This is a genomic window from Xanthomonas sp. LF07-6 (assembly GCF_034105445.1).
Classification (GTDB): Bacteria; Pseudomonadota; Gammaproteobacteria; order Xanthomonadales; family Xanthomonadaceae; genus Xanthomonas_A; species Xanthomonas_A sontii.
Map to the genome: position 1 here is coordinate 126,179 of NZ_JAXGGI010000011.1, position 25,937 is coordinate 152,115.

A 25,937-nucleotide genomic window follows, 5' to 3' on the forward strand; every position below is an offset into this window, starting at 1 on the left:
GTGGGCGATCCGCTGTGGCCGTCGTTCCGGATGTGCGCGCATGGCGCTGAGCGCTGTCGCCGCCGACGCCGCCCTGGCGCCGCGCGCGCTGGGCCGCAGTGGCGTGCAGCTGTCCACCCTGGGCTTCGGCGCCGCGCCGATCGGCAATCTGTACGCCGAGGTGGACGACGCGGTGGCGCTGGCCGCGGTGGCCGACGCCTATGCCGCCGGCATCCGCCATTTCGACACCGCGCCGTACTACGGCTACGGGCTGAGCGAGCAACGCCTGGGGCAGGGCCTGCGCGGGCTGCCGCGCGCCAGCTACACGCTCTCGACCAAGGTCGGCCGCTGCGTCTACGACGATGCCGCGGCCGCGCCCGGGCGCGATGGCTTCGCCGTGGCCGGGCGCCGCGCCGAGTTCGACTACAGCCGCGACGGCGTGCTGCGTGCCTTCGAGAGCAGCCTGCAACGGCTCGGCACCGATCACATCGACGTGCTGCTGCTGCACGACATCGGCCGCCTGACCCACGGCGAGCGCCATCCGGCGATGCTGCGACAGGCGCTGGACGAAGCGCTGCCGACGATGGCCGCGCTGAAGGCGCAGGGCGCGTGCCGGGCGATCGGCATCGGCGTCAACGAGGAAGACGTGGCGGTGGAACTGATGCCGCTGTTCCCGCTCGACTGCGTGATGCTGGCCGGCCGCTACACCCTGCTCGAACAGCACGCCGCGCAGCGGATCATGGCGCAGGCGCTGCAGCGGCAGATCGGCATCCTGGTCGCCGGGCCGTACAGCTCGGGCCTGCTGAGCGACGCGCGCGGGCCGGGCGAGACCTACAACTACGCACCGGTGGATGCAGCCACGCTGCAGCACGCGCAGCGCCTGTTCGCGGCCTGTGCGGCACACGGCGTGGACGTAGGCGCGGCGGCGCTGCAGTTCCCGCTTGCGCATCCTGCGGTGAGCGCGGTGGTCGCCGGCATGCGCACGCCGGCCGAAGTGGCCAGCGCCGCCACGCGCCTGCGCGCGGCGATTCCCGCGGCGCTGTGGCAACAACTGCGCGACGACGACCTGCTGCGCGCGCCGGTGCCGACGCCGTGACCATCATCGACGCCCATGTGCATTTCTGGCGCCTGGCGCGTGGCGACTATGCCTGGCTGACCCCGGACCTGGGCGTGCTGTACCGCGATTATCTGCCCGAGGACCTGGCCGCGACGCTCGACGCGCAGGGCGTGACCGCGCTGGTGGCGGTGCAGGCGGCGCAGAGCGAGGCGGAAACGCGCTACCTGCTGCAACTGGCGCGGGCCGAGCCGCGCATCGTCGGCGTGGTCGGCTGGGTGGAGTTCGAGGCGGCCGACGTCGCCGCGCGCATCGCCGCGCTGTGCGCCGACGGCGCCGGCCTCCTCAAGGGGCTGCGGCCGATGGTGCAGGACCTGGCCGATCCGCAGTGGTTGGCGCGGCCGCAGCTGGATGCGGCGTTCGACGCGCTGCTGCAGCACGACCTGGCGTTCGACGCACTGGTGCGTCCGCCGCACCTGCCGGCGCTGCTGGCACGGCTGCAGCGCCACCCTCACTTGCGCGTGGTGCTGGACCACGCCGCCAAGCCGTCCATCGGCGGGGCAGATTTCCAGGCCTGGGCCGACGGCGTGGCGCACCTGGCGCAGCACCCCAACGTGGTGTGCAAGCTGTCCGGCCTGCTCACCGAACTGCCGGCCGATGCCGCCCTCGACGCTCCGCTGCTGGCGCCCTACGTGGCGCACCTGTTCGTCTGCTTCGGCGCGCAGCGGCTGCTGTGGGGCAGCGACTGGCCGGTGCTGACCCAGCGTGCCGACTACGCCGCGTGGATGGCGCTGGCGCAGGCCTGGGTCGCGCAGCATGCCGTCGATGACGCCGAGGCCGTGTTCGCCGGCACTGCACGGCGCGTCTATCGCCTGTCCGATCCGATTGCTTCCTCCCCCACCTGGAGTCCCGCCCCATGACCACCTTCGCGTGCATTTTCGGGAGCCGCGCATGAGCGGCCGTCTGCAAGGCAAGCGCTGCCTGATCACCGCCGCCGGCGCCGGCATCGGCCGCGAGAGCGCGCTGGCCTGCGCGCGCGAAGGGGCGCAGGTGCTGGCCACCGATATCGATGCCGCCGCGCTGCAGGCGCTGGCCGCCGAGGCCGACGGCATCGTCACGCAGACGCTGGACGTCACCGATCCCGCCGCGATCCAGGCGCTGGTGGCGGCGCAGCCGACCTTCGACGTGCTGTTCAACTGTGCCGGCTACGTGCACCAGGGCAGCATCCTCGATTGCGACGCGCCGGCCTGGAAGCGTTCGTTCGCGATCAACGTCGACGCGATGTACTACCTGTGCCAGGCGGTGCTGCCGGGCATGCTCGCGCAGGGCCGCGGCAGCATCGTCAACATGTCCTCGGTGGCGTCCAGCATCAAGGGCGTGCCCAATCGCTTCGCCTACGGCGTGACCAAGGCGGCGGTGATCGGCCTGAGTAAGGCCATCGCCGCCGACTACGTGGCCAAGGGCATCCGCTGCAACGCGATCTGCCCCGGCACGATCAAGACGCCGTCGCTGGGCGAGCGGGTCAAGGCGCTGGGCGGCGACGAGCAGGCGGTGTGGAAGAGCTTCACCGACCGCCAGCCGATGGGCCGCCTGGGCGACCCGCGCGAGATCGCGCAACTGGTGGTGTACCTGGCTTCGGACGACTCCTCGTTCACCACCGGCCAGACCCACATCATCGATGGCGGCTGGTCGAACTGACCGCGCCTTCCCCTTCCTGACAGAGGACTTCCCATGAAACTGCTGCGTTACGGCGAACCCGGCCACGAACGCCCGGCCCTGCTCGATGCCGACGGCCACCTGCGCGACCTTTCGGCGGTGATCGACGACGTCGCCGGCGAGCATCTCACCGCCGCCGGCCTGGCCAGGCTGCGCGCGCTCGATCCGACCACGCTGCCGCAGGTGGACGGCGAAGTGCGCTACGGCGCCGCCGTGGGCCGCGTCGGCAAGTTCATCTGCGTCGGGCTGAACTACGCCGACCATGCCGCCGAGTCGGGCATGGCGGTGCCGGAGATGCCGGTGCTGTTCATGAAGGCCACCAGTGCGATCAGCGGCCCCAACGACACCGTGACCATTCCGCGCGGTTCGCTCAAGACCGACTGGGAAGTGGAGCTGGGCGTGGTGATCGGCGATACCGCGCGCGATGTGTCGGTGGACGAGGCGCTGGCGCATGTCGCCGGCTATGCGGTGATCAACGACCTGTCTGAGCGCGCGTTCCAGCTCGAGCACGGCGGGCAATGGGTGAAGGGCAAGAGCTGCGACGGCTTCGGCCCGATCGGCCCGTGGCTGGTCACCGCCGACGAGGTGCCGGACCCGCAGAACCTGTCGATGTGGCTGGAGGTCAACGGCCGCCGCTACCAGAACGGCAGCACCCGCACGATGGTGTTCGGCGTGGCCGAGCTGGTCAGCCACATCAGCCGCTACATGACGCTGTTGCCGGGCGACGTGATCAGCACCGGCACGCCGCCGGGCGTGGGCCTGGGGCAGAAGCCGCAGGTGTACCTGAAGCCGGGCGACGTGATGCGGCTGGGCATCGAAGGCCTGGGCGAGCAACGCCAGGCCGTGGTCGCGCATCCGCGCGACGCGGCGTAAAGCCCCTCTCCCCTCGGGAGAGGGGTTGGGGTGAGGGTCCGGGGCGAAGCCATCTCGCATTGCATCCCGGTGCGGCTTTCGCTCGCGCGTGAGGAACACCGCAACGTGCTCTGACTTCGTTCTTGTTTTGCAGGGTCGGTGACATCACTGCACCACCGCACCCTCACCCCAACCCCTCTCCCGGGGGAAAGGGGCTGCTCCATCGTTGTTTTCGACTGTTTCTCTTTCCGCCTCACCCACCAGGATCCCCATGAGCAAAATCGTCGCGCTCGAGACCTTCGACGTCCGTTTCCCCACCTCGCGCGAACTGGACGGTTCCGATGCGATGAATCCGGATCCGGATTATTCGGCCGCCTATCTGCGCCTGCGCACCGATGCCGACGACGGCCTCGCCGGCTACGGCCTGGCCTTCACCATCGGCCGCGGCAACGACGTGCAGAGCGCGGCGGTGGCGGCGCTGGCGCATCACGTGGTCGGCCGCGACGTGGAGACGGTGATCGGCGACCTGGGCGGGTTTGCGCGCAGCCTCACCGACGACTCGCAGCTGCGCTGGCTGGGCCCGGAGAAGGGCGTGATGCACATGGCCATCGGCGCCGTGGTCAACGCCGCCTGGGACATGGCCGCGCGCCGCGCCGGCAAGCCGCTGTGGCGCTTCATCGCCGAGCTGTCGCCGGAGCAACTGGTGGCCGCGATCGACTTCCGCTACCTCAGCGACGCGCTGACCCCGGACGAGGCGCTGACCATGTTGCGCGATGCCCAACCGCTGCGCGACGAGCGTATCCAGACCCTGCTCGAACAGGGCTATCCGGCCTACACCACCTCGCCGGGCTGGCTCGGCTATTCCGACGAGAAGCTGGTGCGCCTGGCCAAGGAAGCGGTGGCCGATGGCTTCCGCACCATCAAGCTCAAGGTCGGCGCCAACGTGGAGGACGACATCCGCCGCTGCCGCCTGGCGCGCGCCGCGATCGGCCCGGACATCGCCATGGCGGTGGACGCCAACCAGCGTTGGGATGTCGGCCCGGCGATCGCCTGGATGCGCCAGCTCGCCGAATTCGACATCGCCTGGATCGAGGAGCCGACCAGCCCCGACGACGTGCTCGGCCACGCCGCGATCCGCCGCGGCATCGCCCCGGTGCCGGTGTCCACCGGCGAGCACACCCAGAACCGGGTGGTGTTCAAGCAGTTGCTGCAGGCCGGCGCGGTGGACCTGATCCAGATCGACGCTGCGCGCGTGGGCGGCGTCAACGAGAACCTGGCGATCCTGCTGCTGGCGGCCAAGTTCGGCGTGCGCGTGTTTCCGCATGCCGGCGGCGTGGGCCTGTGCGAACTGGTGCAACACCTGGCGATGGCCGATTTCGTCGCCATCACCGGCAAGATGGAAGACCGCGCGATCGAGTTCGTCGACCACCTGCACCAGCACTTCGTCGATCCGGTGCGGATCGTCCACGGCCGCTATCTGGCGCCGACCACGCCGGGCTTCTCGGCCGAGATGCATGCCGCCTCGGTCACCCAGTTCCTGTATCCGGACGGCCCGTTCTGGAGCGCGGATCTGGCCGCGCAGGGCGGCTGACGCCAGCGACCTTGGTGCGCTTCCGCCGAAGGAAGCGCGCCGGTTGCGGTGGTTGCCAGTGCATCTGTCGCGGCTGAAGCCGCTCCTGCGACGGCGGCGGCAGCGGTGCTGGATCGCTCGCTGTGGGAGCGACTTCAGTCGCGACGCACGAACCTGTGCACGCACCAGCTTCGGCAGCAGTCGGGACTGAAGTCCCTCCCACAACGTCGCACAGCATCCGCCGCGCCTGCCGCGACCTCTGCAACCGCACCTGCCGCATTCTCTGCAACCGTAGAAGCGGCTTCAGCCGCGACGAGCGAAGCGGTAAACCAACCGGTCTCGCGCGCGCTCGGCACCGGCCTTCCAACACACGCGTACGCCCACGCAATACCTCAGCCTGCGCCGTTGCGCTCCTGCGCGGCCAGCGCCGCCTGCAACGAAAAGATCTGCAGCGCTTCGCGCCATTTCTCGCCGGGCGCCGAACCGGGTAGGGGTTTCTGGAAGCGCCACATCAACTCCTCCCACGCCTGCACGCGCGGATCGGCGGCGTCGGCAGCGGCCTTGGCGGCGGGCGAATAGTCCTCGTCCACCTCCATCAGCATCACCAGGCGGTCGCCGCAGCGGTGGATGTCCAGCTCACGGATGCCGGCGGCGCGCAGCGAGGCGACGATCTCCGGCCACACGGTGTCGGGACGGTGCCAGCGTTCGTATTCGGCGATCAGCGCCGGGTCGTCGTGCAGGTCCAGCAGGTAGCAATGGCGCGGCATGGTTCAGGCTCCGCGGGCAGAGGGAAGGGGCGCCACGCGGTTTCGCGCCGCATGCAGCGCGAAACCGAGGATCACCGCGAAGCCGATCGCAGGCACCGCCAGCGCCCAGTGGATGCCGGCGTGGTCGGACACCGCGCCCATCACCGCTGTCAACGCGGCGCCGCCGATGATCGCCATGACGATCAGCGAGGCGCCCAGCTTGCGCGCGTCGTCGTCCAGTCCGTCCAGGCCCAGGGCGAAGATGGTCGGGAACATCACCGACATGAACAGGCTGCTGGCGACCAGCGCATACAGGCCGATCCAGCCCGGCAGCGCCACCGCCACCGCGCACAGCAGCAGGTTGAGCAGGGCGAACACGCCCAGCAGCCGTGCCGGCGCCAGGAAGCGCAGCAGCGCGGTGCCGATGAAGCGGCCGGCCATGAACAGCACCAGCGACAGGGTGAGGAAATCGGCGGCGGTCTTCTCCGGGGTGCCGGGCACGCCGTCCTGCAGGTAGCGGATCAGGTAGCTCCAGATGCCCACCTGCGTGCCGACGTAGAAGAACTGCGCGATCACCGCGAACACGAAACGGCCATTGCGCCGCAACTGGCCGAAGCCGCCGGCGCGCGCGCCATCGCCACCGGCGCGGGTGGCGGGGAAGCGGGTCAGACCGATCAGCAGCGCCCACAGCAGCACCACCGCACCGATGATCAGGTACGGCGTCTGCACCGCCAGCGACTCGGTGGCGAAGAAGGCCTCGCGCGCGGCCGGCGCCATCGCCGCCAGCTCCTGCGGCGTGTGCTCCACGCCGGAGAGGATGAAGTGCTGGCCGACCAGGATGCCGGTGATCGAGCCCAGCGGATTGAACGCCTGCGCCAGATTCAGCCGTCGCGCCGCGCCCTCGGCCGGGCCGAGCACGGTGACCAGCGGGTTGGCGGTGGTTTCCAGAAAGGCCAGGCCGCTGGCGATGACGAACAGCGCCAGCAGGAACAGCCAGTAGGTGTGCACCTGCGCGGCGGGGTAGAACAGGAACGCGCCGACCGCGTACAGCAGCAGGCCCAGCACCACCGCGGCCTTGTAGCTGTAGCGCCGCATGAACATCGCCGCCGGGATCGCGAACACGAAGTAGCCCAGGTAGAACGCGCTCTGCACCAGCCCGGCCTGCAGGTCGCTCAGCTCGAAGGCCTTCTTGAACTGCTTGATCAGGATGTCGTTGAGGTTGTTCGCCATGCCCCAGAGGAAGAACAGGCTGACGATCAGGACCAGCGGCGCAAGCGCGGTCCGGGTGAGACTGGCGGACGCCGGTGTGGCGGATTCGCTGCTGTAGTGCATTGCCGCCTACCCCTCCCAAGGTGTGCCGCGTCGCGTTCGGATTGTCGGCGGAGCGTACTGCGCCGGCGAGTGCCATGCAAATATAAAATTTGAGTTCATATGTGGATTGCAGCGCAGCATCGACGCGTGGGCTGCGGGGTCCCAGGCGGTGCGAGCGGGCGCGGCCTCCCTGTACCCTAGTCCTCTTCACCTGCTGCCGGGCCCTCGACGGAATGACCACCCCCTTGCCCAAGTACCGCGCGCCCGCCCTGGACAAGGGGCTGGACATCCTGGAACTGCTGGCGCGCGACGGGCGGCCGATGAGCATGGGCGAGATCTCGCAAGGCATCGGCCGCTCGCGCGGCGAGATCTTCCGCATGCTGCAGGTGCTGGAAGAGCGCGGCTACCTGACCCGCACCGCGGGCGAGGGCGGCTACACGCTGACCAACCGCCTGTTCATGCTCGGCATGCAGCAGCCGCGGGTGCAGAACGTCACCGAGGTGGCGCTGCCGGTGATGCGCGCGCTGGCCGACGCGATCCGCCAGCCCTGCCACCTGGTGGCGCCCTCGGACGACCAGATCGTGGTCATCGCGCAGATGGACGTGCCCAGCGACCTCGGCCTGGTGGTGCGCCCCGGCCACCGCCGCCCGTTCGCGCATTCCACCTCCGGCCTGGTGCTGTTCGCGTTCCAGCCGGCCGATGCGCAGGCGCAGTTGCTGCAGCGTCTGGATGCCAGCGAGGTGGCCTACGATCGCGCCGCGTTCCTGGCCGCGGCGCAGGAGGTGCACGCGCTGGGCTACAGCATCCATCCCAGCGAGGCGGTGGTCGGGGTAATCGACCTCACCGCGCCGATCCTGCAGCACGGCGTCGCCCGCTACACCCTGACCGTGCCCTTCATCGAACGTCGCCCGCAACCGATCGACGCGCAGGCGGCGATGCGCGCGGTGTGCGATGCGGCGGCGCAGATCAGTGCGGCGTTGGCGTAGGTGCCGTGATCCTGGCGAGTCCGGAGCTGGGATACTGGGAAGGAGTGTATGAAGCGGGCGGAGGGTATTCCTTTGGGCACCACGGTATCCTTGGTCAGCACCGGCGCCGTCAGCACTGGCGCCTAACACTTCATCCAAGCAAACTCGCTGGCGCGATCCGCTTAATGCAAGCGTTAGACATCAATATGGATCAACGGAAGCTCGTTTTATACCTTGAAGCTTCGTTTGCTGCATATGACGCGACTCTCGCACCACCGCGAGATGTCGTTCTTGCTGGCTTGAGTGCAATCTGGCCTTCTGATTACTGGGCCGGGCTCGCTATTGGCTGGCTTGAAGAGGGGGCGCCAATCGATAGTGAAATAGCTCAGGTGCTTGACGCCATGGTCAAGGGACCTTTCTCGCAAAGTGTTCGCCATCGAGCATTCGCATTAGCTAGGCGCTGGCACCAGGCGCACAATGTCTAGCCATTCGTTCAAATTGGATGCGCGTACCTCGCACTGCTTAACTAAAACTTTAAGCTGCATGAGTCAGATTCCGTCACAGGCAGAGATTTGCAAGAAATTCCACTCGCTGTTTGATCCTCCCGGTGAGGACGAGCGCGTGGGCGTCGCACTTTCTACTCTCCCGCAAGTTCCACTCAATGCTCTGCGGCATCCCCGCAAAAAGATACGTGCGGCTGGTATGTCTGGGGCGGAGAGTTATCCGATCATCCTGACTTCTTTCAGCCGCTTCACGTCCATCATCTCGTAGCGCACGTCCCGTCGATCGTTCCTTACCTGGCTCTGGGGCCGGGCTGGCGAGTGCTTCTAGCTCCTGGGCACGTGGGCGTCTGGTATGACCCGGCACTTTTAGCTGTTTAGCATGCGGCCTAACAGCGCATTCAATCCGTGCAGCTTGGTGCCTCGGCTCAGTTCAAACGTTCGACTGCCTGGCCTGTCTTCGGAAGCGCAGCGCTTGAGAGCAATCTCGAGCGACGTAACGCTACCCGTGCGTCGACCATGCGATGCATCCCCCGTGCCGCTGCTCTCGCACCGTGCATGCGCCGAGCACGCGATAAGGTCAGCAAATGCCCGCGCCTGCGCTGCATGCCCACATATGCGCCACACTGCTGGAATGCGCGCCCATGGTGCACGTGACTCGATCCCCAGCCTGATCACGTAGTCGCTGTACGTGCGCGCAAAGCGTTGACCTGTGCGCCACCGCTGCGCAGCCTGCAGGGAACACGGCGACATGGGCACACGGCATGGCACGGCGGTTTCCCTGGAATTGGTTGGCGGTGCTGGCGGCCTGCGCGTTGGTGCTGGTGCTGGCCTGGCAGAACCGCGGTCTGCGCGAGGAACGGCGCTGGTTCGTCACCCGCACCACCGAGCCGTATTTGGGCATGTACGTGCCGCGCATCGCCGCTACCACGTTGGACGGTGCGCCGCTGACGCTGGGTGAGCCGGCGGCCGAGCGGCAGGTCTTGTTCTTCTTCACCACCACCTGCCCGTACTGCAAGCGCTCGGCGCCGCAGATGGTGCAGGCCGCGCAGCGTCTGGCCGCGCAGCAGCCCGACGTGCAGGTGCTGGGGGTGTGCCAGTGCAGCCCCGCGCAGGCGCAGCGCTACGCCGCCGAGCACGGCTTTACGTTTCCGGTGACCACGTTGACCGACCGCCGCACGCTGATGCTGTTTCGCGCGCGCAACGTGCCGACGCTGCTGGCGCTGGACCACGAAGGACGCGTGCGCTATGCGCGCGTCGGCGTCTTCGATACCACGGAGCGGATGCAGGACCTGATGGCCGCAGTGCGCCGCACGGATGCGCCGCCGGCCTTGGCAACCATCGAGGAGTAAGCCATGAAACAGCGTTGGACAGCGTTACGCAACGGGATGCTTGCGGCCGTGTTCCTGGCCAGCATGGGCTTCGGCGCGGTGCAGGCGACCGCCGGCGACGGCATCGAGAAGGAGGCGGCCTGCAGTGCCTGGGCCTGCCAGCAGGAGTGCGCGCCGTTCGGCGGTGAGCTGGGGCCGGGCGGGCCCGGAAAGCCGCTGGTCTGCTACTGCTGCGGCTGAGCCGTGTCCGGAGCCGGCCCCGCCAGGCCGGCTCCGGCATCGGGGCCGGCCTGGCGGCGATCACAGATCGCAGTGAGCATCTGCCGCGTTGCGACTCTGCAGGGCACGCCTGGTGCGCGCGATCGCGCCTTGCGTCACGGCCAGCCACCGCCGATTCACGCAGGTTTGCGCGCTGGCTGGGCATGGTGGAGCGCAGACCAACCAGGAGCGTTTCATGACCTCACCTCTTCATCCCGTCCGCCTGTCCCTGTTCGCGGCGCTCACTGCCGTGGCGCTGAGCGGCTGCGGCAAGCCCGGCGACCAGGCCTCGCGCACCGCACCGGCCACCTCGCCGGAGCCTACCGCCGCGCCGGTGGGTGGCGAAAGCGGGCGCGCACCGATCGGCGGCGACGCCTCGGCCAAGGCGATGCTGCAGGTGCTGGAGGGTAACGTGGTGGCGCTGTCGAAGCAGGCGCTGTCGCGCAACGTCAGCAAGACCGTGGCCGACTTCGCCCGCGAGACCATCGCCGTGCACCACGACGCCGACCCGGCCACGGCCGGCAAGGGTGGCCCCGGCGATGCGGAGAAGATCGACGCGCAGGTGGCCAAGGGCCGCGCGCAGCTGCAGGCGCTGGGCGACGAGAAGGACGACTCCGCCTACATGAACGCCTACGCGGCGGCGATGGTGAGGCAGTACTCCGACGCGCTGTCGGTGATCGATGCCGAGCTGGTGCCGGCGGCCAAGGAAGACGCCACCCGCCAGGAACTGCAGCAGGCGCGCAAGCGCATCGCCGAGCAACTGGAGCGCGCGCAGGCGCTGGCCTCGGCGCGCTACTGAGCACCTGGCCCCTCTCCCGTTGGGGCGACAGGGCGCGGCCTGCGCGCCACTGGCGCGCGCACCTGGAGCGCCCGCGCCGCAAGCGCGGGCCGGGGCGCGGAGCGGGGGGTAGGGTGAGGGGACGGCGCCAAGCGACTCGCAGAATTGGAGGGTACGAGGCTGGGAACGCGGCGTCCTCTCGCATCGGCGACACGCCCTAGCCGTCGGCGCCGACCGCGCGCGACGCCGGCCGTTCCTCGCGCCCATCGGGATGTCGCGCGAAGCGGGTCGGGTCGCTGCCGTGCACCGGCGCCTCGTCCCGCCATGGCCAGCCGCCGAACTGGGTGCGGCGATAGTCGGCCATGGCCTGGGCGATCTCGGCCTGCGTATTCATCACGAACGGACCGTGTTGCGCCACCGGTTCGGCGATCGGTCGGCCTTGCAGCACCAGGAACTCGCTCGCCTCGCCGTCGCCATTGACCAACTCGACCGCCTGATCGGCGCGCAGCTCGATCGCCGCGTGGCGGGTCACCGGGCGCCCGCCCACCGTCACCGCTGCGCCCTTGAAGAAGTACAGGCTGCGGCGCGTGCCGCGTCCTTGCGCGGCGGGCAGGGTCCAGCGTGCGCCGGGTGCCATGCGGATCGTCCAGATGGCCACATCGGCATCGTCCTGCGCGGCCCACGAATCCGGTGGCGGCGCGAGCGGGCCGCTGGCGCTGCCGGGCGCGGCGTCGACCGGGCCGATGCGGCCGGCCACGCAGGCCACCTCGGTGGTGCGGCCGGCATCGTCGGTGGCGGTGAAGCGCGGCAGGTCTTCCGACCAGAACATGGTGAAGTGCGGCGCAGCCAGCTTGTTGCGCGCCGGCAGGTTGAGCCAGATCTGGAACAGCTCCAGCGGGTTGGGTGCGGCCGTGTCCAGCAGCGGGAACATCTCCGAATGGACGATGCCCGCGCCGGCCGTCACCCACTGCACGTCGCCGGCGCCGAAGCGCGCCGCCGCACCGAGCGAATCGGCATGGTCGATCAGGCCCTTGCGCACGATGGTCACGGTCTCGAAGCCACGGTGCGGATGACCGGGAAAGCCGGGAATCTCCTCGCCGTGATACATGCTCCAGCCGTCCTTGCGGCTGAAGTCCTGGCCGATGGCGCGGCCATGCAGGGACGCCGCCGGCCCCATCGCACCGTTGCCGGCGGGGTAGGCATCGTCGTGGTAGACGCAGAACAGGAACGGGTCGATCGTGTCCCAAGGGAAGCCAAGCGGCTTGATCTGGACGATGGGGTCGGTCATGGAGAGATCCTTCATGCGAACGCCGCCCAAGATTGGACGCGGCAACCTTCACGATATGGGGCGACGCCGATGGAACGGAAGGCCGGTCCGAGAGACATCCTGTCCCGCACGGGAAACGCTGGGATGCGCCGCCGCCGCCGCCGCCGCCGCTCGCGTGGCGCGGGCGCAGGCGCGGTGGCCGGCCGCGTTGCATGCCCCGATCGCGCGAACCCGGCAGTCAGCGCTGAACTGAATGCTCGCCGGGGCGCAACCGCTCCTCCGCGCCCGCACGACCCGTGCGTCATCGGACTGTCATCGCCGAGGACCAGCATCGCAGCCTTTCCGAATCCGCCGGCTGCCGATGGCGCCGGCATTGCGAGTGGCTGGTGCGTTCCGAACCCCTGCCGGCGTTGTCGCGGCTGTTCCTGCAATGGCGGCCGTCGCTGAGCCGCTATTTCCGCAAGCGCCGCGCCGCGGCCTGGGATGCCGACGACCTGTTGCAGGAAGTGTGGCTGCGGCTGCAGCGCAGCGAGGCGCATGCGCCGGAGATCGCCAATCCCGAAGCCTACCTGTTCACCATCGCCGCCAACCTGATGCGCGAGCACGCGCTGCTGCATCAGCGCAACAGCCAGCGCGACACCTGCCTGGATGATGTGCTGGAGCGGCTGGCGGTGCCCTGCGAGGCCGATGCACAGGTGCACCGCGCGCAGCGCCGGCAGCGCCTGGCCGAGCTGATGGCACGGCTGCCGCCGAAGTGTCGCGCGGCGATGACGCTGCGCTACCGCGACGAACTGGGCTACCAGGAAATCGCCGAGCAACTGCAGATCTCCAGCCACATGGTCAAGAAATACATCATCAAGGGCCTGGCGGTGTGCCGGCAGGGCATGGCGCGCTATGCGTGAGGATCCGCAGCGCGTCGCCGAGGCGGCCGCGGACTGGTACCTGGCGCAGCGCGAGACCGCGTTGCCGCCGGCGCGGCAGGCCGAGTTCCTGGCCTGGCTGCGGCAGTCGCCGGCGCACGTGGCCGCCTATTTCGACATCGCGCGGATGCACGGCGACCTGCCGTCCGCGGCGCAGGCGCAGCAGGCCAGCAGTGCGCAGCTGCGCGCGCATGCCTTGCGCAGCGGGGCGGTGGTGGTGCCGCTGCGCCCGGATGTGGACACGCCGACGTCGGTGCCCCACCCGCGTCGTGTCCTGCCACGGCGCAGGCGCTGGCCGTTGGCGGCCGCCGCCGTGCTCGCGCTGGCCGCCGTGGGTGTGGCGCTGCGCCTGAGCGCGCCGGAGCAGGTGCCGGCGACGGTGTACGCAGCGCCAGCGGACGCGCCGCGCAGCGTCGCGCTGGACGACGGCAGCGTGGTGCAACTGGAGCGCGGTGGCGCGATCGCGGTGCGCTACGGCACGCAGCGTCGCGACATCGCCCTGCTGCGCGGCAAGGCGGTGTTCGATCTCGGCCACGATCCGGCGCGGCCGCTGCGGGTCAGCGTCGGCGCGCTGGTGCTGCGCGACGTCGGCACCGTGTTCGGGGTCGACCCGCAGGCCGGCGGCGCCCGCGTCACCGTGCTGCAGGGGCGGGTGCAGGTGTCGCGCGATACCCCGGCGTGGTGGCGCCGCGGCGACCTGCCGTCGGAGGGGACGACGCTAGCCGACCTGGGCGGCGGCCAGCAGGCGCGGGTGGATGCGCAGGGCCGCGTGCTGGCGCGGCGCGACCACGCCGACATCGCCGACGCCACTGCCTGGCTGCCGGCGCAGGTCGGCGTGCACGATCGCAGCCTGGGCGAAGTGGCGCGCCTGTTCAACGCCTACACCACGCAGCCGCTGCGCATCGCCGACCCGGCGCTGGCGGCGCGGCGGGTCAGCGGCGTGTTCCATCTGCGCGATCCGGAGGCCTTCGTCGCGTATCTCGGCAGCCTGCCGGACGTGCAGGTGCAGCGCGATGCGCACGCGGTGACCATCCGCCACGCACCGGCACCGCTGTAAGAAAAAATTCATGCAATCGACGGTAGCCGCACGGCGCACCGGGGCACTCCTAGGAAGCATGGCCGTCGCGCAGCACGCGCGGGGCCGCCCTTCCTCCCCTCCGGTGTGATCGTCATGCGCAAGCCTCTCGTCGTCTCCATCGCCCTGCTGTTGGGCTGCACGTCCTCGCTGCCGGCCTGGTCGGCGCCCGCCACCGCGGCCCAAGCCATCGCGCCCATGCCGCTGGCGCAGGCGCTGGACCAGTTCGCGCGCAGCAGCGGGCTGCAACTGATGTACGACCCGGCGCTGGCCGAAGGCCTGCGCAGCAGCGGCGCCCCGGCCGGCCTGGCGCCGTCGCAGCAGTTGCATGCCTTGCTCGCCGGCACCGGCCTGGACTACCGCATGCTGACGCCCAGCTCGGTCGCGATCGTGCGCAGCAGCGTCGCCGCCGCGCCTGCCGCCGCCCCACGGGCGCCGCGCAGCGCCGCCCCGGCCCGTGGCGAGGTCGACGGCGAACACGACGGCCCGCGCGAACTGGCGCCGATCAACGTCACCGCCAACAGCGTCGACACGCTGGCGCCCAGCGCCGCGCCGCTGGAGGCGAGCCAGCCGACCTCGGTGATCGACGAGCGCTTCATCCGCGACGGCCTGCGCCTGAATTCCAACTACGACGACATCATCAAGTACGCGCCCAGCGTGGTCACTACTTCGCCGGAAGGCCCCGGCCTGGGCAAGAACGAAGGCGTCAGCATCCGCGGCTTCCAGGACGGCCAGTTCAACATCACCTTCGACGGCATCCCGTTCGGCGATGCCAGCGATCTGCACCACACCACCTCGGCCTACTTCAACAACCACGTGCTCGGCCAGGCCGAGATCGACCGCGGCCCCGGCGGCGGCGCCACCATCGGCAACGCCACCTTCGGCGGCACCCTGGCGCTGCGCACGCGCAATCCCAGCGAGGTCGACGGCGTGACCGTGTACGGCACCGGCGGCAGCTGGAACACCTGGGCCGGCGGCGTCAGCGCCGACGAGCACATCGGCAACACGCGCCTGTTCGCGGACCTGTCCAAGGAAGCCAGCGACACCTACCTCAAGGGCACCGACGACCGCCGCGAGCATGCCTTCCTCAAGACCGTCAGCGACCTCGGCGAGGCGACCACGCTGACCTTCGTCAGCAGTTACAACCAGGAGCACCAGAACACCGTGCAGGGCGCCACCCGCGCGCAGATCGCGCAGCATGGCTGGCGCTACGGCCTGGGCAACGATCCGACCCTGCAGAACTACACCGGCTACAACGCCGCGGCCTACTACTCCAGCTTCACCTACCTGGGCCTGAGCACGCGCCTGGGCGAGTGGGACCTGGACAACAAGGTCTACTACAACAGCTTCGACCACACCGCTTCCAAGACCAGCATCCCCACCAGCGAGAGCGCTGCCGACAACGGCGTGACCTTCTACAGCGCGACCGGCAAGAAGCTGTCCAAGGCCGCCAAGGACGTGCCGGGCAAGCTCTCGGACAACGACTTCCGCGCCTTCGGCGACGTGCTGCGTCTGGCGCGGGACCTCGGTCCGGGCCAGCTGCAGACCGGCGTGTGGGTGGAGCGCAACCTCGACGAGCGCCAGCAGTTGCCGGTGGACATGACGACCGGCGCGGCCAGCGGCACCAAGTACGGCCCGCTGTACAACTACAACCTGCACGACCGTACCGACACCCTGCAGCCGTACCTGCAGTACGACTGGAAGCTCAGCGACAGCCTGACCCTCAGTCCGGGCCTGCGCTACGCGCGGGTGCAGCGCCAACTCGATGCCGAACTCAACAAGAGCACGCCGCCGGCGCCGGCGCACAGCGAGGCCAGCTACGACGCCACGCTGCCGTCGCTGAGCCTGCACCAGAGCTTCAACGAGCACTGGAGCGGCTATGTGCAGGCCGCGCGCGGCTTCCTGGCGCCGCCGATCGACGTGATCGAACTCAACGGCGCCCGTGGCCTGCGCCCGGAGCTGACCAGCAACTACCAACTCGGCACCAGCTATGCCGCGCGCGGCCTGACCTTCGGCGCCGACATCTACTACATCGACTTCAGCAACTACATCAGCCAGACCCTGATCAACACCGACAGCGGCACCGAGAGCGCCTTCGTCAACGGCGGCGGTGCGGTGTACCGCGGCGCCGAGGCCGAGGCCACCTACGCGCTGACGCCGATCCTGAGCCTGTACGCCAACGCCAGCTACAACGACGCCACCTACAAGCACAGCAGCACCCAGGTCGCCGGCACGCCGCGGGTGACCGCCGCCCTGGGCCTGCTGTACAACAGCGGCACCGGCTACTTCGGTTCGCTGATGGAGAAGGTGGTGGGCGCGCAGTACGGCGTGGACAACACCACCGCGGCCAATGGCGCCACCGTGTTCGGCAACGACCAGCGCCTGGGCGGCTACGCCAGCCTGGATGCGGCGCTGGGCTACCGCAGCACGCACGGGCCGTACGGCCTGAAGGGCTACTCGATCAGCATGGACGTCAACAACCTGCTGAACCGGCATGCGCTGATCGGCTACGCCGGCACCCGCTCTTCCGACAACCAGCCGCTGTACTTCGGCCTGGCCGGGCGCGGCGTGTTCCTCGACCTGTCGCTGAAGTTCTGAGGCCGGCCATGTTCGCTTCCCGATTCGCACGCGTGCGCAGCGGATGGCGCCTGGCCGCGGTGCTTTGCGTCGCCAGCGCCGCCTGGCCGGCGGCGGCATCGCCCAAGCCTGCCGCGGCATCGAACGCGGCGGAGGTACGCCTGACGATCGTGGTGATGCGCCACGGCGTGCGCGCACCGACGCAATCGCCAGACGACCTGGCCAAGTACGCCGCGCAACCCTGGCCGCAATGGCCGGTGGCACCCGGCCAGCTCACGGCGCACGGCGCCGCCGGCATGCAGGCGCTGGGTGCGCGCTACCGGCAGCGCTGGCTGTCCACGGCGGCGCTGGCGCCGGATTGCGCCCGGTCCGGCGCGGTGGTGATCGGCGACAGTACGCCGCGCAACCACGACAGCGCGGCCGCCTTCACCGAGGGACTGCTGCCGGGATGCCAGGCGCACTACCTGGCGTTGCCGACGACGCAGAACAATCCGCTGTTCCATTTCGGCAAGGACGAGGACAAGGACGACGATGCGCCCGCGCCTCCATTGCAGCTGGACGCGGCCACGCGCAGCCGGCTGCGGGCGCTGCAGCGGGTGCTGTCCGGCTGTGCGGGGTCGACCTGCGCTGCGCAGGCTTCGCCGCGCCTGGACGATCCGCAGCGGCTGCAGGATCCGGCGCAGGCGGCCAAGGTCTTGAAGACCGCCGGCAGCCTGGCCGAGAACCTGATGCTGGAGTATGCCCAGGGCCTGCCGTTGCCGCAGGTGGCCTGGGGGCGTGCCGATGCCGCGGCGCTGCAGCGGCTGATCGGCCTGCACAACGCCTCCTTCGCCTACAGCAAGCGGGCGCTGCCGGCGGCGCGTGCCGGTGGCTCCAACCTGCTCGCGCACCTGCTGGCGACGTTGCAGGCCGCGGCCGGGCAGGTGCCGGCGGTGGCACCGCTGGCGCCAGCGGACACGCGCGCGCTGGTGCTGCTGGGCCACGACACCAACCTGGCGCATCTGGCCGGCCTGTTTGGCATCGATCCCATCGTGCGCGGCCAGCCGGACGCGTATCCGCCCGGCGGTGCGCTGCTGCTGGACCTGGTGCGGCAGGACGGCCAGGACTTCCTGCAACTGCGCAGCGTGGTGCCGACCTTGCCGGCGCTGCGGGCCAACCGCTTCGACCGTCGCAGCCTGCGCGAGCGGCGCTGGCCGCTGCCCGGCTGCGGCGGCCGTCTGCGCTGTCCGCTGGCGATCGCCCTGCCGGCGCTGCAGGCGCGGCTGGATCCGCAGCGGGTCGAGGCTGCCGTGCCGGCGATGACCGAGTGGCCGGCGCAGGCGGCGCCAGTGGGCGAGTAGACGCCGCCTACCTTGAGCGCTTGCGTGAGCGGAGCGTTACGCCTCGACACCTTTGGCGGTGGAAGTGACTGGCGGTCATCGTCACGCGCGTCGCGACTGAAGTCGCTCCCACAGGGGCGTGCGGCGAGCCCGACGGGTGCACTGTGGGAGGGACTTCAGTCCCGACGCATTGCGCCATCGGAAAGCACACCAATTCGCGCGTCACGGCTGCATGACAGTTGATGCTTCGTTCTGCGCCTGCCTCGGGCAGGCTGTGTCGGAAGATGCGAGTGCGCGCAGGTGTGGGAGGGACTTCCGTCCCGACTGCAGACGGCCTGAGAGGACCAGGCAGGTCTTTCGTGCACTTCATCGCGAACATCGCCCGCCGTCACGGACCCCTCAGCGCGGAAGGTCGATCATCGCGGTTCCCCCACGCGTCTGCGCCTGCGTGCGCCGCGCTCTTTGCCAGGACCCCGCCATGTCCCCGACCCACGCCGCCGCGTTGCCCGACACCATGACCGCGATCGAGATCCGCCAGCCCGGTGCGCCCGAGGTGCTGGTGCCGGTGCGCGTGCCGCTGCCGCATCCCGGGCGCGGCGAACTGCTGGTGCGGGTGGCTGCGGCCGGCGTCAACCGGCCCGACGTGATGCAGCGTCAGGGCAGCTATCCGCCGCCGCCGGGCGCCTCGCCGCTGCCGGGGCTGGAGTTCGCCGGCGAGGTGGTCGGCCTGGGCGAGGGCGTGGAGCGCTACCGGTTGGGCGATCAGGTCTGCGCGCTGGTCGCCGGCGGCGGTTATGCCGAATACGCGGTGGTGCACGAGCGCAACGCCCTGCCGGTGCCGGCGGCGCTGAGCCTGACCGAGGCCGCGGCGGTGCCGGAAACCTTCTTCACCGTGTGGACCAACGTGTTCCAGCGCGGCCGCCTGCAGTCCGGCGAGACCCTGCTGGTGCACGGCGGTACCTCCGGCATCGGCAGCGTGGCCACGCTGCTCGGGCGGGCCTTCGGCGCGCGGGTGATCAGTACCGTCGGCTCGGCCGACAAGCGCGCCGCCAGCCTGGCGCTGGGCGCGGAGGCGGCGATCCTGTATCGCGAGGAGGACTTCGTCGCCGAGACCAAGCGCCTGACCGAGGGTCGCGGCGCGGACGTGATCGTGGACCTGATCGGCGGCGACTACCTGGCGCGCAACTACCAGGCCGCGGCGCTGGACGGGCGCATCGTGCAGATCGGCATCCAGCAGGGCAAGGTGCGCGAACTGGACCTGATGCCGCTGCTGGCCAAGCGGCTGACCCACACCGGCTCGACCCTGCGTCCGCGCTCGGTGATGGAAAAGGCGGCGATCGCGCGCGAACTGGAGCAGCGGGTGTGGCCGTTGCTGGCAGAGGGTCGCATCAAGCCGCAGGTGGACCGCTGCTTCCCGCTGCAGGAGGCGGCGCAGGCGCATGCGCTGATGGAATCCAGCGCGCATATCGGCAAGATCGTGCTGACGACGGACGCGCGGTGAACCGGGTATCGGTCGTGGCGACCCGTCTGCCGTCGTAGGAGCGGCGCGCTTCGGTCGCGACAGGCAGCCGGCGCAGGCACCGGTGCGCCCACACGGCACGCGTGCCCGCGCCCGCCGCTGGCCTGGTTCAAGCACCGCGCCGTATAGTGCGCCGCACGCGCGGTGGTCCGCGCTTGCCTGTGCCGGTCCCTGCGTGCGCCTGCTGCCCCGTTCCGCGTCGTCCTCTTCCCTGTTGCGTTACGCCCTGCTGCTGTTGTGGCTGTGCGCGGCGGTGGCGTCGGCCCAGCCGCAGGACGCCGCCGACGCGCCGCCCGACCCGCAGACCCTGCTGGACAACGCCGCAAAGTCGCTGAAGGACGCGCGCGGCAAGGAAGTGGATGCAGGCAACCAGGCCGCCTTCCAGAACCTGGTCACGCAGGTCTCCGACGCCTCCAACGATGCGCAGACCGCGGTCGACGCCCTGGCGCCGCAGCTGGCCCAGGTGGAGGCACGCCTGCAGCAGCTCGGCCCCGCCGCCACCGGCGACTCGCCCGACATCGCCGCGCAGCGCAAGGCGCTGACCAAGCAGCGCGACAGCCTGGACTCGGGGGTCAAGCGCGGCAAGCTGATGGTGGTGGAGGCGCGGCAGCTGGCCGACGAGATCGAACGCGCGCGCGCCGAGCATTTCAGCCAGGAGCTGTCGCTGCGTTCGCCGTCGCCGCTGTCGCCGGCGCTGTGGAAGCAGATCGCCGCCGATTTCCCCGACGACCAGGCCAAGCTGCTGGCGCTGTACACGCTCGGCATGCAGTCGCTGCAGGACGCGATCGCCGAGCATGGCAGCGGCGCGCTTGGCGTCGGCATCGCCATCGCGCTGATCCTGCTGTTCCCGCTGCGCTACCTGCTGCGCTGGCTGGGCAAGCGCTATGCGGTGTCGCGCGCGCCGGGCAGCCGCCTGCGCCGGTCGGGTCTGGCGATCTGGTTCCTGCTGCTGGGCACGTTGACCCCGGGCCTGGCCGCGCTGGCCCTGGCCGAGGCGCTGCGCAGCATCGATGCGGTGCCGGAGCGCCTGGACGCGGTACTCAACGGCTTCGTGGTGGTCAGCTTCGCCGCGGCCTTCATGGGCTCGCTCGGCGCCAGCGTGCTGCTGCCGAACCAGCCGAGCTGGCGGCTGTTCCCGATCGACGACGCCACCGCGCGACGCCTGCGCAAGTACACCTGGGCCACCGCGGCGCTGGCCTGGCTCAGCAGCATGCTGCTGGTGATCAACCAGGCCGCGCGCACCAGCGACTCGGCCACCGTCGCCGCCGACGGGGTGATCGCGCTGGTCTACGGCGTGCTGATCCTGGCCACCCTGACCAGCCTGTCGCGGCTGCGCCGGCGCCAGTACGCCGAAGCGGCGGCGCAGGCCCTGGCCAATGCGCAACCGCCGCCGCCCGGGCAGCACGGCGGTGCGCTGGCGTTGATCGGCGTGCTGGTCAAGGTCGCGGTGGTGGTGGCGCTGCTGGCGGCGCTGCTGGGCTATCTGCACCTGGGCCTGTTCATCACCCGGCAGATCATCTGGATCACCATGATCGTCGGCGCGATCCGCCTGCTGATGACCTTCGCCGACGACTTCGCGTTGTGGCTGTTCGCCAGCGAAGGCCGCATCGGCCGCGCCGCCAATGGCGCGTTCGGGGTGCGTTCGAGCAGCCTGGAGCAGGCCGGGGTGCTGACCTCGGCACTGATACGGGTGGTGCTGTTGCTGATCGGTGTCGGCGCGCTGTTGATGCCGTTCGGCACCAACGTCTCGATCGTCTCGGACTGGTTCTCGCTGCTGTCCGATGGCATCCGCCTCAGCGACAAGGTGGTGCTGTATCCGGGCGCGATCGCCCGCGCGGTGCTGGTGCTGCTGCTCGGTCTGGGCGTCATGCAGTACCTGCATCGCTGGCTGACCCAGACCTACCTGCCCAAGACCGAACTGGACGACGGCTCGCGCAACTCGATCAGCACGGTGGCGCGCTACGTCGGCATCATCCTGGCGGCGTTGTGGGCGCTTGCCGCGCTGGGCATCGGCCTGGAGCGGATCGCGCTGGTGGTCAGCGCGCTGTCGGTCGGTATCGGTTTCGGCCTGCAGTCGATCACCCAGAACTTCGTGTCCGGCCTGATCCTGCTCGCCGAGCGCCCGGTCAAGATCGGCGACTGGATCAAGATCGGCGACCAGGAAGGCGACGTGCGCCGGATCAGCGTGCGCGCCACCGAGATCCAGGTCGGCGACCGCTCCACCCTGATCGTGCCCAACTCCGAACTGATCACCAAGACCCTGCGCAACATGACTCTGGCCGGGCCGCTGGGCCGGGTGCAGATCCAGTTCGCGGTGTCGCTGAGTACCGACGTGGTCAAGCTGCGCGCGCTGCTGCTGGAGCTGTACGCGGCGCACCCGGGCGTGCTGGACGACCCGGCGCCGTCGGTGTTCATCGACTCCATCGCCAACGGCCACGTCACCCTCAACAGCTTCGCCTACGTGGCCTCGCCGCGGCTGACCTACGGCACCCGCAGCGAACTGTTCTTCGCCCTGCTGCAGCGCCTGGCCGAGGAGGGCATCGCCCTGGAGTCGCCGCAGGAGGTGAAGCTTTTACGCGATCCGCAGGAGTAGCCGGATCGGGGAGTGATGGAGCGCGAAGCGGCTTCGGCGGCCAGCTGTCGGCGCCGCAGGTCGCAGCTGAAGCCGCTCCTGCGATTCCCCATTCCCGATTCCCCACTCCCGGCTTCTAGCGCCTCCCGCGTTCCTCGCGCACGCGGATGCGCCGGTCGAACAGCACCGCGCTGACGACGATGCCCAGGCCCAGGATCACGCCGAGCAGGAACAGCACCATCGCGATGGCCGGGTAGCCGAACAGCTTGCTGCCGGTGTCGATGCGCATCATCTGCGTGGAGGCCAGGATCAGCGCGGCGGTGACGATGCCGGCGGCGACGCGGTTGGCGATCTTCTGCAGGCTCTCCATCAGCCGCGATTCCTCCAGCCCTGCCACGCGCACCTGCAGGCGGTTCTCCGCGGCCAGGGTGAGGATGTCGGAGATGCGGCGCGGGCCTTCGCGCAGCAGCGCCTGCAGTTCCATCGCCTCGCTGGCCAGGTTGGCCGCCGACAGCGACTTCTTCAGGCGCGCGCGCATCACGTGCTGCAACTGGTCCTCAACTATCACGCGGGTGTCCAGGTGCGGCGACAGCGCCCGGCACACCGCTTCCAGGTTGAGCAGGGTCTTGCCGAGCAGGCTCAGCTCCGGCGGCGTGCGCAGCCCGTAGGCGGTGGCGATGCGCACCAGGTCCAGCACCACCCGGCCTTCGGACATCGCGTCGTGCGCCGCGTAGCGGGCGATCATCTGCCCGGTCTCGCGCTGGTAGCGCTCCTCGTCGAAGTCCTCCAGGCGCGTGCTCAGCGCGATGGTTTCCTCGGCCACTTCCTCGCCGCGGCCGTCGACCGCGGCGAACAGCAGCTTGAGCAGGCGCTCGCGCAGCTTCGGCGGCACGTGCGCGACCATGCCCAGGTCGAAGATCGCCAGGCGTCCGTCGGCGAGCACGCGCAGGTTGCCCGGATGCGGATCGGCGTGGATCTCGCCGTGCACGAACATCTGGTCCAGGTAGCCGCGCACCAGCGCCGCGGCCAGGTCGTCCATCGGCTGCTCGGTGCGGCGCAGCCCGGAGATCTTGTCCACGCGCACGCCTTCGGCCAGCTGCATGGTCAGCACGCGGCGGCTGCTCAGGTCCCACACCGGCTGCGGCACCCACAGCTGCGGGAACGGGCGCAGATGCTCGCCGAAGCGCGCCAGGTTCTCGGCCTCGGCCTCGTAGTTCAGTTCGGCCAGCAGCGCCTTGCCGAACTCGGCCAGCCAGTCGGCGAAGCGGATGCGCCGGCCCAGCCCGGTCAGCTTGTCGGCGGCGCTGGCGAAGCTGCGCAGCACCTCCAGGTCCGCGCGCACCTGCGCGGCGACCTCGGGCTTCTGCACCTTGATCGCCACCGGGGTGCCGTCGCGCAGCGCGGCGCGGTGCACCTGCGCCAGCGAGGCGCTGCCCAGCGGGGTGTCGTCGAAGGCGGAAAAGGCCTTGTTGATGCCGACGCCCAGCTCGGCCTCGACGATCTCGCGGATGCGTTCGCTCGGAATCGGCGTGGTGTTCTCCTGCATCCGCTCCAGGGCCGTGGCGAACTCCGGCGGCACCACGTCCGGGCGCGTGGACAGCATCTGCCCGAGCTTGACGAAGGTCGGGCCGAGCGCCTCCAGGTCGGTGACGAACTGTTCGGGCGTACCTTCCGGCGGCAGCTCGTGCTCGCCCTGGGCGGTCTCCATGTCCATGCCGGAAAACACCCCGGAGCTGCGGTAGCGCAGCAGCAGGCGCAGGATCTGGGTGCGGCGGCTGAGGCCGCCGATCACGTGCGGGGTGGCCGCAGCGTCGGGCGTCGCGCTCAAGGTGGGCTCCGGGCAAGGATGGGCGCGATCGAGTGTGGCGACGGCCGGGTCGTCGCGTGGTGAATCCCGCTGCGCGTCGTGGATCGCAGGTGCTCGGGCGTGGTGCCGGCGGCAAGGTCGGCGACGGCGCTGTCGGCCAGCCCGGCGGCGGCCGTTGCTTGGGACGACGCACCCACGGCGTATCCTGCCCCGCAACGAGAGCCAGAGAACAGCGCGCAGTGCAGCAGGGTGAGTGGCGATGGCGGTGAGCGGGCAGGGATGCAACGGACGGTCGTGGTGCGTCGACCGATGGCAGATGACGCCAGCCACGCGACGTGCTGCACCGGCACCTTGCCTGTTCGGCAGGGCTCTCGACCGATGAGGTGGCGTCGGCTCGCGCTGCTGGCGGCTGGGGCGGTCGTGGTGCTGCTCGTGGCGGCCTGGCTGGGCGAGGACGGCGGCGGCATCGCCACCGAGGCGCGCACGGCGCTGCGGGCGCTGGCACGCGCGCTGTTCTGACGCGCCGAGGTCAGGCGTCCTGCCTCCCCTTTTCGGGCACCGCGGCCGGCCTTACCCTTGGCCTCCGTTGCCCGTCGCCAGGAACGCCACCATGTCCTTCATCGTCTCGCATGCCGTTGGCCATGCCCGTGTGCTGTCGGCGCGTACACGCCTGGCCTTGCTGCTTGTGCTGTTGTCGTCGACCGCGACCGCGACCGCCGCGACGCAGACCCAGCGGTATGCCGGCGACGACTTCGACGCCAAGGCCTTCGCCGCCAGCACGCACCGCCGTTACGACCTGCAGGACTTCTCCGATCGCTACCGCGCCACCTTGGAGATCGAGGACAGCGGCGAGGTGTTCCGTCCCGGCATCGTGCGCGTGTTCGCCCGCGGCAATGCCACGCCGCTGCTCGAGGTGGCCTCGCCGGAGCTGGTGGTGGACACCGATGCGAAGAGCGGCAAGGTCAAGGCCAACGTGCACGAACTGCCGTACGGCGAGCAGAGCGTGCTGATCTACGACGATTTCAATTTCGACGGGATCAAGGACCTGGCGGTGATGGACGGGCAGAACAGCTGCTATCACGGCCCGTCCTACCAGGTGTACCTGGGCACCGCCGACGGCTTCGAGGCCAGCCCCGGTTTCACCGAGCTGGCGCAGAGCAACTGCGGCCTGTTTCAGGTGGATGCCAAGGCCCGCGAGATCCACACCATGACCAAGGATGGCTGTTGCTGGCACCAGTACGCGACGTATTCGGTACGCGACGGCGCGCCGCTGCTGGAGCGCGAGGTGGTGGAGGATGCGCGCAGCGAGGGGCCGGGCCTGGCACAGGAGACGGTGTACCGCGACCGTGCCGGCAAGCGCGTGGCCGACATGCACTACCTGTGGGACGAGGAAGGCGAGACGGCGGTGGGTCAGCGCAAGATCCTGCTCGAGTTCCGCCTGGCGCCGGCTGGCAAGCGCATCGTGGTGTTCGCCAATGTCGGCGACGGAGGCAGCAGCAAGCCGTTCTATGCGGCGATCGGCGCGCAGCAGCGGGTGGACCTGCTGTATCCGGACGCGCAGGGCGAGGCGATGGACTACGACGCCGACCGCCATCTGCTCAGCTTCGCGCGTGGCGACACCACCTACCGCATCGTCGGCAACGCGCAGGGCGTGCCGCAGCGCATGGAGGTGGTGGTGCGCGGCAAGACCCAGCCGCTGGCGCTGCAGTCCGGCTCGGTGCGCGGATCGCTGCAGACGGTGGCGCAGGTGCTGGAGGCGGCGTCGGCGGAGTAGTGGGGCGACGGGGCGTTGCTCCGAAGCAATTGGGGATTTTGGCTTGC

Annotated in this window: 21 protein-coding genes; 17 read left to right on the forward strand and 4 right to left on the reverse strand. The window is 70.0% G+C overall.

Annotation, left to right across the window (positions count from 1 at the left end; genetic code table 11):
- The first annotated feature begins 40 nt into the window (after positions 1-40).
- The 5 genes from SLW56_RS16180 to SLW56_RS16200 all read left to right on the forward strand — a co-directional run bounded on the left by SLW56_RS16180 (position 41) and on the right by SLW56_RS16200 (position 5,192).
- Entirely contained in the window at positions 41-1,075 is a 1,035-nt protein-coding gene (locus tag SLW56_RS16180; RefSeq protein ID WP_152237015.1) for an aldo/keto reductase, read from the forward strand.
- Positions 1,072-1,953 (forward strand): amidohydrolase family protein, encoded by an 882-nt coding sequence (locus SLW56_RS16185; protein WP_320695150.1) that lies wholly within the window; start codon positions 1,072-1,074, stop codon positions 1,951-1,953. Before SLW56_RS16180 ends, SLW56_RS16185 begins: the two co-directional genes overlap by 4 nt.
- Positions 1,954-1,984: 31 nt before the next feature.
- Positions 1,985-2,731, forward strand: coding sequence for an SDR family oxidoreductase (locus tag SLW56_RS16190; RefSeq protein ID WP_017911554.1), 747 nt, complete (start codon positions 1,985-1,987; stop codon positions 2,729-2,731).
- Positions 2,732-2,764: 33 nt separating this feature from the next.
- A complete protein-coding gene (locus SLW56_RS16195; protein ID WP_320695151.1) occupies positions 2,765-3,622 on the forward strand; it encodes a fumarylacetoacetate hydrolase family protein in 858 nt (285 codons plus the stop codon).
- Between the two features lie 250 nt (positions 3,623-3,872).
- Positions 3,873-5,192, forward strand: coding sequence for an L-fuconate dehydratase (locus SLW56_RS16200; protein ID WP_267103255.1), 1,320 nt, complete (start codon positions 3,873-3,875; stop codon positions 5,190-5,192).
- Positions 5,193-5,563: 371 nt separating this feature from the next.
- Here SLW56_RS16200 and SLW56_RS16205 read toward each other — a convergent pair whose 3' ends face one another.
- Together SLW56_RS16205 and fucP are read right to left on the reverse strand one after the other, a co-directional pair.
- On the reverse strand, positions 5,564-5,938 hold the full coding sequence (locus tag SLW56_RS16205) for an L-rhamnose mutarotase (RefSeq protein ID WP_152238012.1): 375 nt from the start codon (positions 5,936-5,938) through the stop codon (positions 5,564-5,566).
- 3 nt (positions 5,939-5,941) lie between these two features.
- Entirely contained in the window at positions 5,942-7,249 is a 1,308-nt protein-coding gene (fucP, locus tag SLW56_RS16210; protein ID WP_320695152.1) for an L-fucose:H+ symporter permease, read from the reverse strand.
- Between the two features lie 212 nt (positions 7,250-7,461).
- Between fucP and SLW56_RS16215 the strand changes: the two genes are divergently transcribed.
- The 4 genes from SLW56_RS16215 (at position 7,462) to SLW56_RS16230 (ending at position 11,081) form a co-directional block, all read left to right on the forward strand.
- Complete coding sequence (locus SLW56_RS16215) at positions 7,462-8,214, forward strand: IclR family transcriptional regulator (protein WP_017910861.1); 753 nt, start codon at positions 7,462-7,464, stop codon at positions 8,212-8,214.
- 1,270 nt (positions 8,215-9,484) lie between these two features.
- Positions 9,485-10,045 (forward strand): TlpA disulfide reductase family protein, encoded by a 561-nt coding sequence (locus SLW56_RS16220; protein ID WP_267085050.1) that lies wholly within the window; start codon positions 9,485-9,487, stop codon positions 10,043-10,045.
- Between the two features lie 3 nt (positions 10,046-10,048).
- On the forward strand, positions 10,049-10,264 hold the full coding sequence (locus SLW56_RS16225; protein WP_026143700.1) for a hypothetical protein: 216 nt from the start codon (positions 10,049-10,051) through the stop codon (positions 10,262-10,264).
- Between the two features lie 214 nt (positions 10,265-10,478).
- Entirely contained in the window at positions 10,479-11,081 is a 603-nt protein-coding gene (locus tag SLW56_RS16230; protein WP_279361733.1) for a DUF4142 domain-containing protein, read from the forward strand.
- Between the two features lie 196 nt (positions 11,082-11,277).
- Here the strand turns inward: SLW56_RS16230 and SLW56_RS16235 are convergent, their stop codons facing one another.
- Positions 11,278-12,348, reverse strand: a complete 1,071-nt coding sequence (locus tag SLW56_RS16235; protein WP_320695153.1) for a pirin family protein — start codon at positions 12,346-12,348, stop codon at positions 11,278-11,280.
- A 365-nt stretch (positions 12,349-12,713) separates the two neighbouring features.
- Between SLW56_RS16235 and SLW56_RS16240 the strand changes: the two genes are divergently transcribed.
- The 6 genes from SLW56_RS16240 to SLW56_RS16265 all read left to right on the forward strand — a co-directional run bounded on the left by SLW56_RS16240 (position 12,714) and on the right by SLW56_RS16265 (position 22,330).
- Entirely contained in the window at positions 12,714-13,229 is a 516-nt protein-coding gene (locus SLW56_RS16240; RefSeq protein WP_026143698.1) for a sigma-70 family RNA polymerase sigma factor, read from the forward strand.
- Positions 13,222-14,304, forward strand: coding sequence for a FecR domain-containing protein (locus SLW56_RS16245; protein ID WP_320695154.1), 1,083 nt, complete (start codon positions 13,222-13,224; stop codon positions 14,302-14,304). The genes SLW56_RS16240 and SLW56_RS16245 overlap by 8 nt, the downstream gene beginning before the upstream one ends.
- A 114-nt stretch (positions 14,305-14,418) precedes the next feature.
- Complete coding sequence (locus SLW56_RS16250; RefSeq protein ID WP_320695155.1) at positions 14,419-16,920, forward strand: TonB-dependent receptor; 2,502 nt, start codon at positions 14,419-14,421, stop codon at positions 16,918-16,920.
- 8 nt (positions 16,921-16,928) lie between these two features.
- Positions 16,929-18,239: a histidine-type phosphatase gene (locus SLW56_RS16255; RefSeq protein WP_320695156.1), complete on the forward strand. Its 1,311-nt coding sequence runs from the start codon at positions 16,929-16,931 to the stop codon at positions 18,237-18,239.
- Between the two features lie 457 nt (positions 18,240-18,696).
- Positions 18,697-19,719, forward strand: a complete 1,023-nt coding sequence (locus tag SLW56_RS16260; protein ID WP_267103574.1) for an NAD(P)H-quinone oxidoreductase — start codon at positions 18,697-18,699, stop codon at positions 19,717-19,719.
- A gap of 232 nt (positions 19,720-19,951) precedes the next feature.
- Complete coding sequence (locus SLW56_RS16265; RefSeq protein ID WP_320695165.1) at positions 19,952-22,330, forward strand: DUF3772 domain-containing protein; 2,379 nt, start codon at positions 19,952-19,954, stop codon at positions 22,328-22,330.
- Positions 22,331-22,445: 115 nt separating this feature from the next.
- Here SLW56_RS16265 and SLW56_RS16270 read toward each other — a convergent pair whose 3' ends face one another.
- Positions 22,446-24,137 carry an AarF/UbiB family protein gene (locus SLW56_RS16270; RefSeq protein ID WP_320695157.1) on the reverse strand — a complete coding sequence of 564 codons (1,692 nt, stop codon included), beginning with the start codon at positions 24,135-24,137 and terminating at the stop codon, positions 22,446-22,448.
- 357 nt (positions 24,138-24,494) lie between these two features.
- Here SLW56_RS16270 and SLW56_RS16275 point away from each other — a divergent pair, with 357 nt between their 5' ends.
- A complete protein-coding gene (locus tag SLW56_RS16275; RefSeq protein ID WP_167336259.1) occupies positions 24,495-24,635 on the forward strand; it encodes a hypothetical protein in 141 nt (46 codons plus the stop codon).
- 91 nt (positions 24,636-24,726) lie between these two features.
- Positions 24,727-25,890 carry a hypothetical protein gene (locus SLW56_RS16280; protein ID WP_320695158.1) on the forward strand — a complete coding sequence of 388 codons (1,164 nt, stop codon included), beginning with the start codon at positions 24,727-24,729 and terminating at the stop codon, positions 25,888-25,890.
- The last annotated feature ends 47 nt before the right edge of the window (positions 25,891-25,937 follow it).

What these genes read in the sequence shown, in the direction of transcription:
- SLW56_RS16180 (WP_152237015.1), top strand. Translation starts at nt 41, where the DNA reads ATGGCGCTGAGCGCTGTCGCCGCCGACGCCGCCCTGGCGCCGCGCGCG.
- SLW56_RS16190 (WP_017911554.1), top strand. Translation starts at nt 1,985, where the DNA reads ATGAGCGGCCGTCTGCAAGGCAAGCGCTGCCTGATCACCGCCGCCGGC.
- SLW56_RS16195 (WP_320695151.1), top strand. Translation starts at nt 2,765, where the DNA reads ATGAAACTGCTGCGTTACGGCGAACCCGGCCACGAACGCCCGGCCCTG.
- SLW56_RS16200 (WP_267103255.1), top strand. Translation starts at nt 3,873, where the DNA reads ATGAGCAAAATCGTCGCGCTCGAGACCTTCGACGTCCGTTTCCCCACC.
- SLW56_RS16205 (WP_152238012.1), bottom strand. Translation starts at nt 5,938, where the DNA reads ATGCCGCGCCATTGCTACCTGCTGGACCTGCACGACGACCCGGCGCTG.
- fucP (WP_320695152.1), bottom strand. Translation starts at nt 7,249, where the DNA reads ATGCACTACAGCAGCGAATCCGCCACACCGGCGTCCGCCAGTCTCACC.
- SLW56_RS16215 (WP_017910861.1), top strand. Translation starts at nt 7,462, where the DNA reads ATGACCACCCCCTTGCCCAAGTACCGCGCGCCCGCCCTGGACAAGGGG.
- SLW56_RS16225 (WP_026143700.1), top strand. Translation starts at nt 10,049, where the DNA reads ATGAAACAGCGTTGGACAGCGTTACGCAACGGGATGCTTGCGGCCGTG.
- SLW56_RS16230 (WP_279361733.1), top strand. Translation starts at nt 10,479, where the DNA reads ATGACCTCACCTCTTCATCCCGTCCGCCTGTCCCTGTTCGCGGCGCTC.
- SLW56_RS16235 (WP_320695153.1), bottom strand. Translation starts at nt 12,348, where the DNA reads ATGACCGACCCCATCGTCCAGATCAAGCCGCTTGGCTTCCCTTGGGAC.
- SLW56_RS16245 (WP_320695154.1), top strand. Translation starts at nt 13,222, where the DNA reads ATGCGTGAGGATCCGCAGCGCGTCGCCGAGGCGGCCGCGGACTGGTAC.
- SLW56_RS16250 (WP_320695155.1), top strand. Translation starts at nt 14,419, where the DNA reads ATGCGCAAGCCTCTCGTCGTCTCCATCGCCCTGCTGTTGGGCTGCACG.
- SLW56_RS16255 (WP_320695156.1), top strand. Translation starts at nt 16,929, where the DNA reads ATGTTCGCTTCCCGATTCGCACGCGTGCGCAGCGGATGGCGCCTGGCC.
- SLW56_RS16260 (WP_267103574.1), top strand. Translation starts at nt 18,697, where the DNA reads ATGTCCCCGACCCACGCCGCCGCGTTGCCCGACACCATGACCGCGATC.
- SLW56_RS16275 (WP_167336259.1), top strand. Translation starts at nt 24,495, where the DNA reads ATGAGGTGGCGTCGGCTCGCGCTGCTGGCGGCTGGGGCGGTCGTGGTG.
- SLW56_RS16280 (WP_320695158.1), top strand. Translation starts at nt 24,727, where the DNA reads ATGTCCTTCATCGTCTCGCATGCCGTTGGCCATGCCCGTGTGCTGTCG.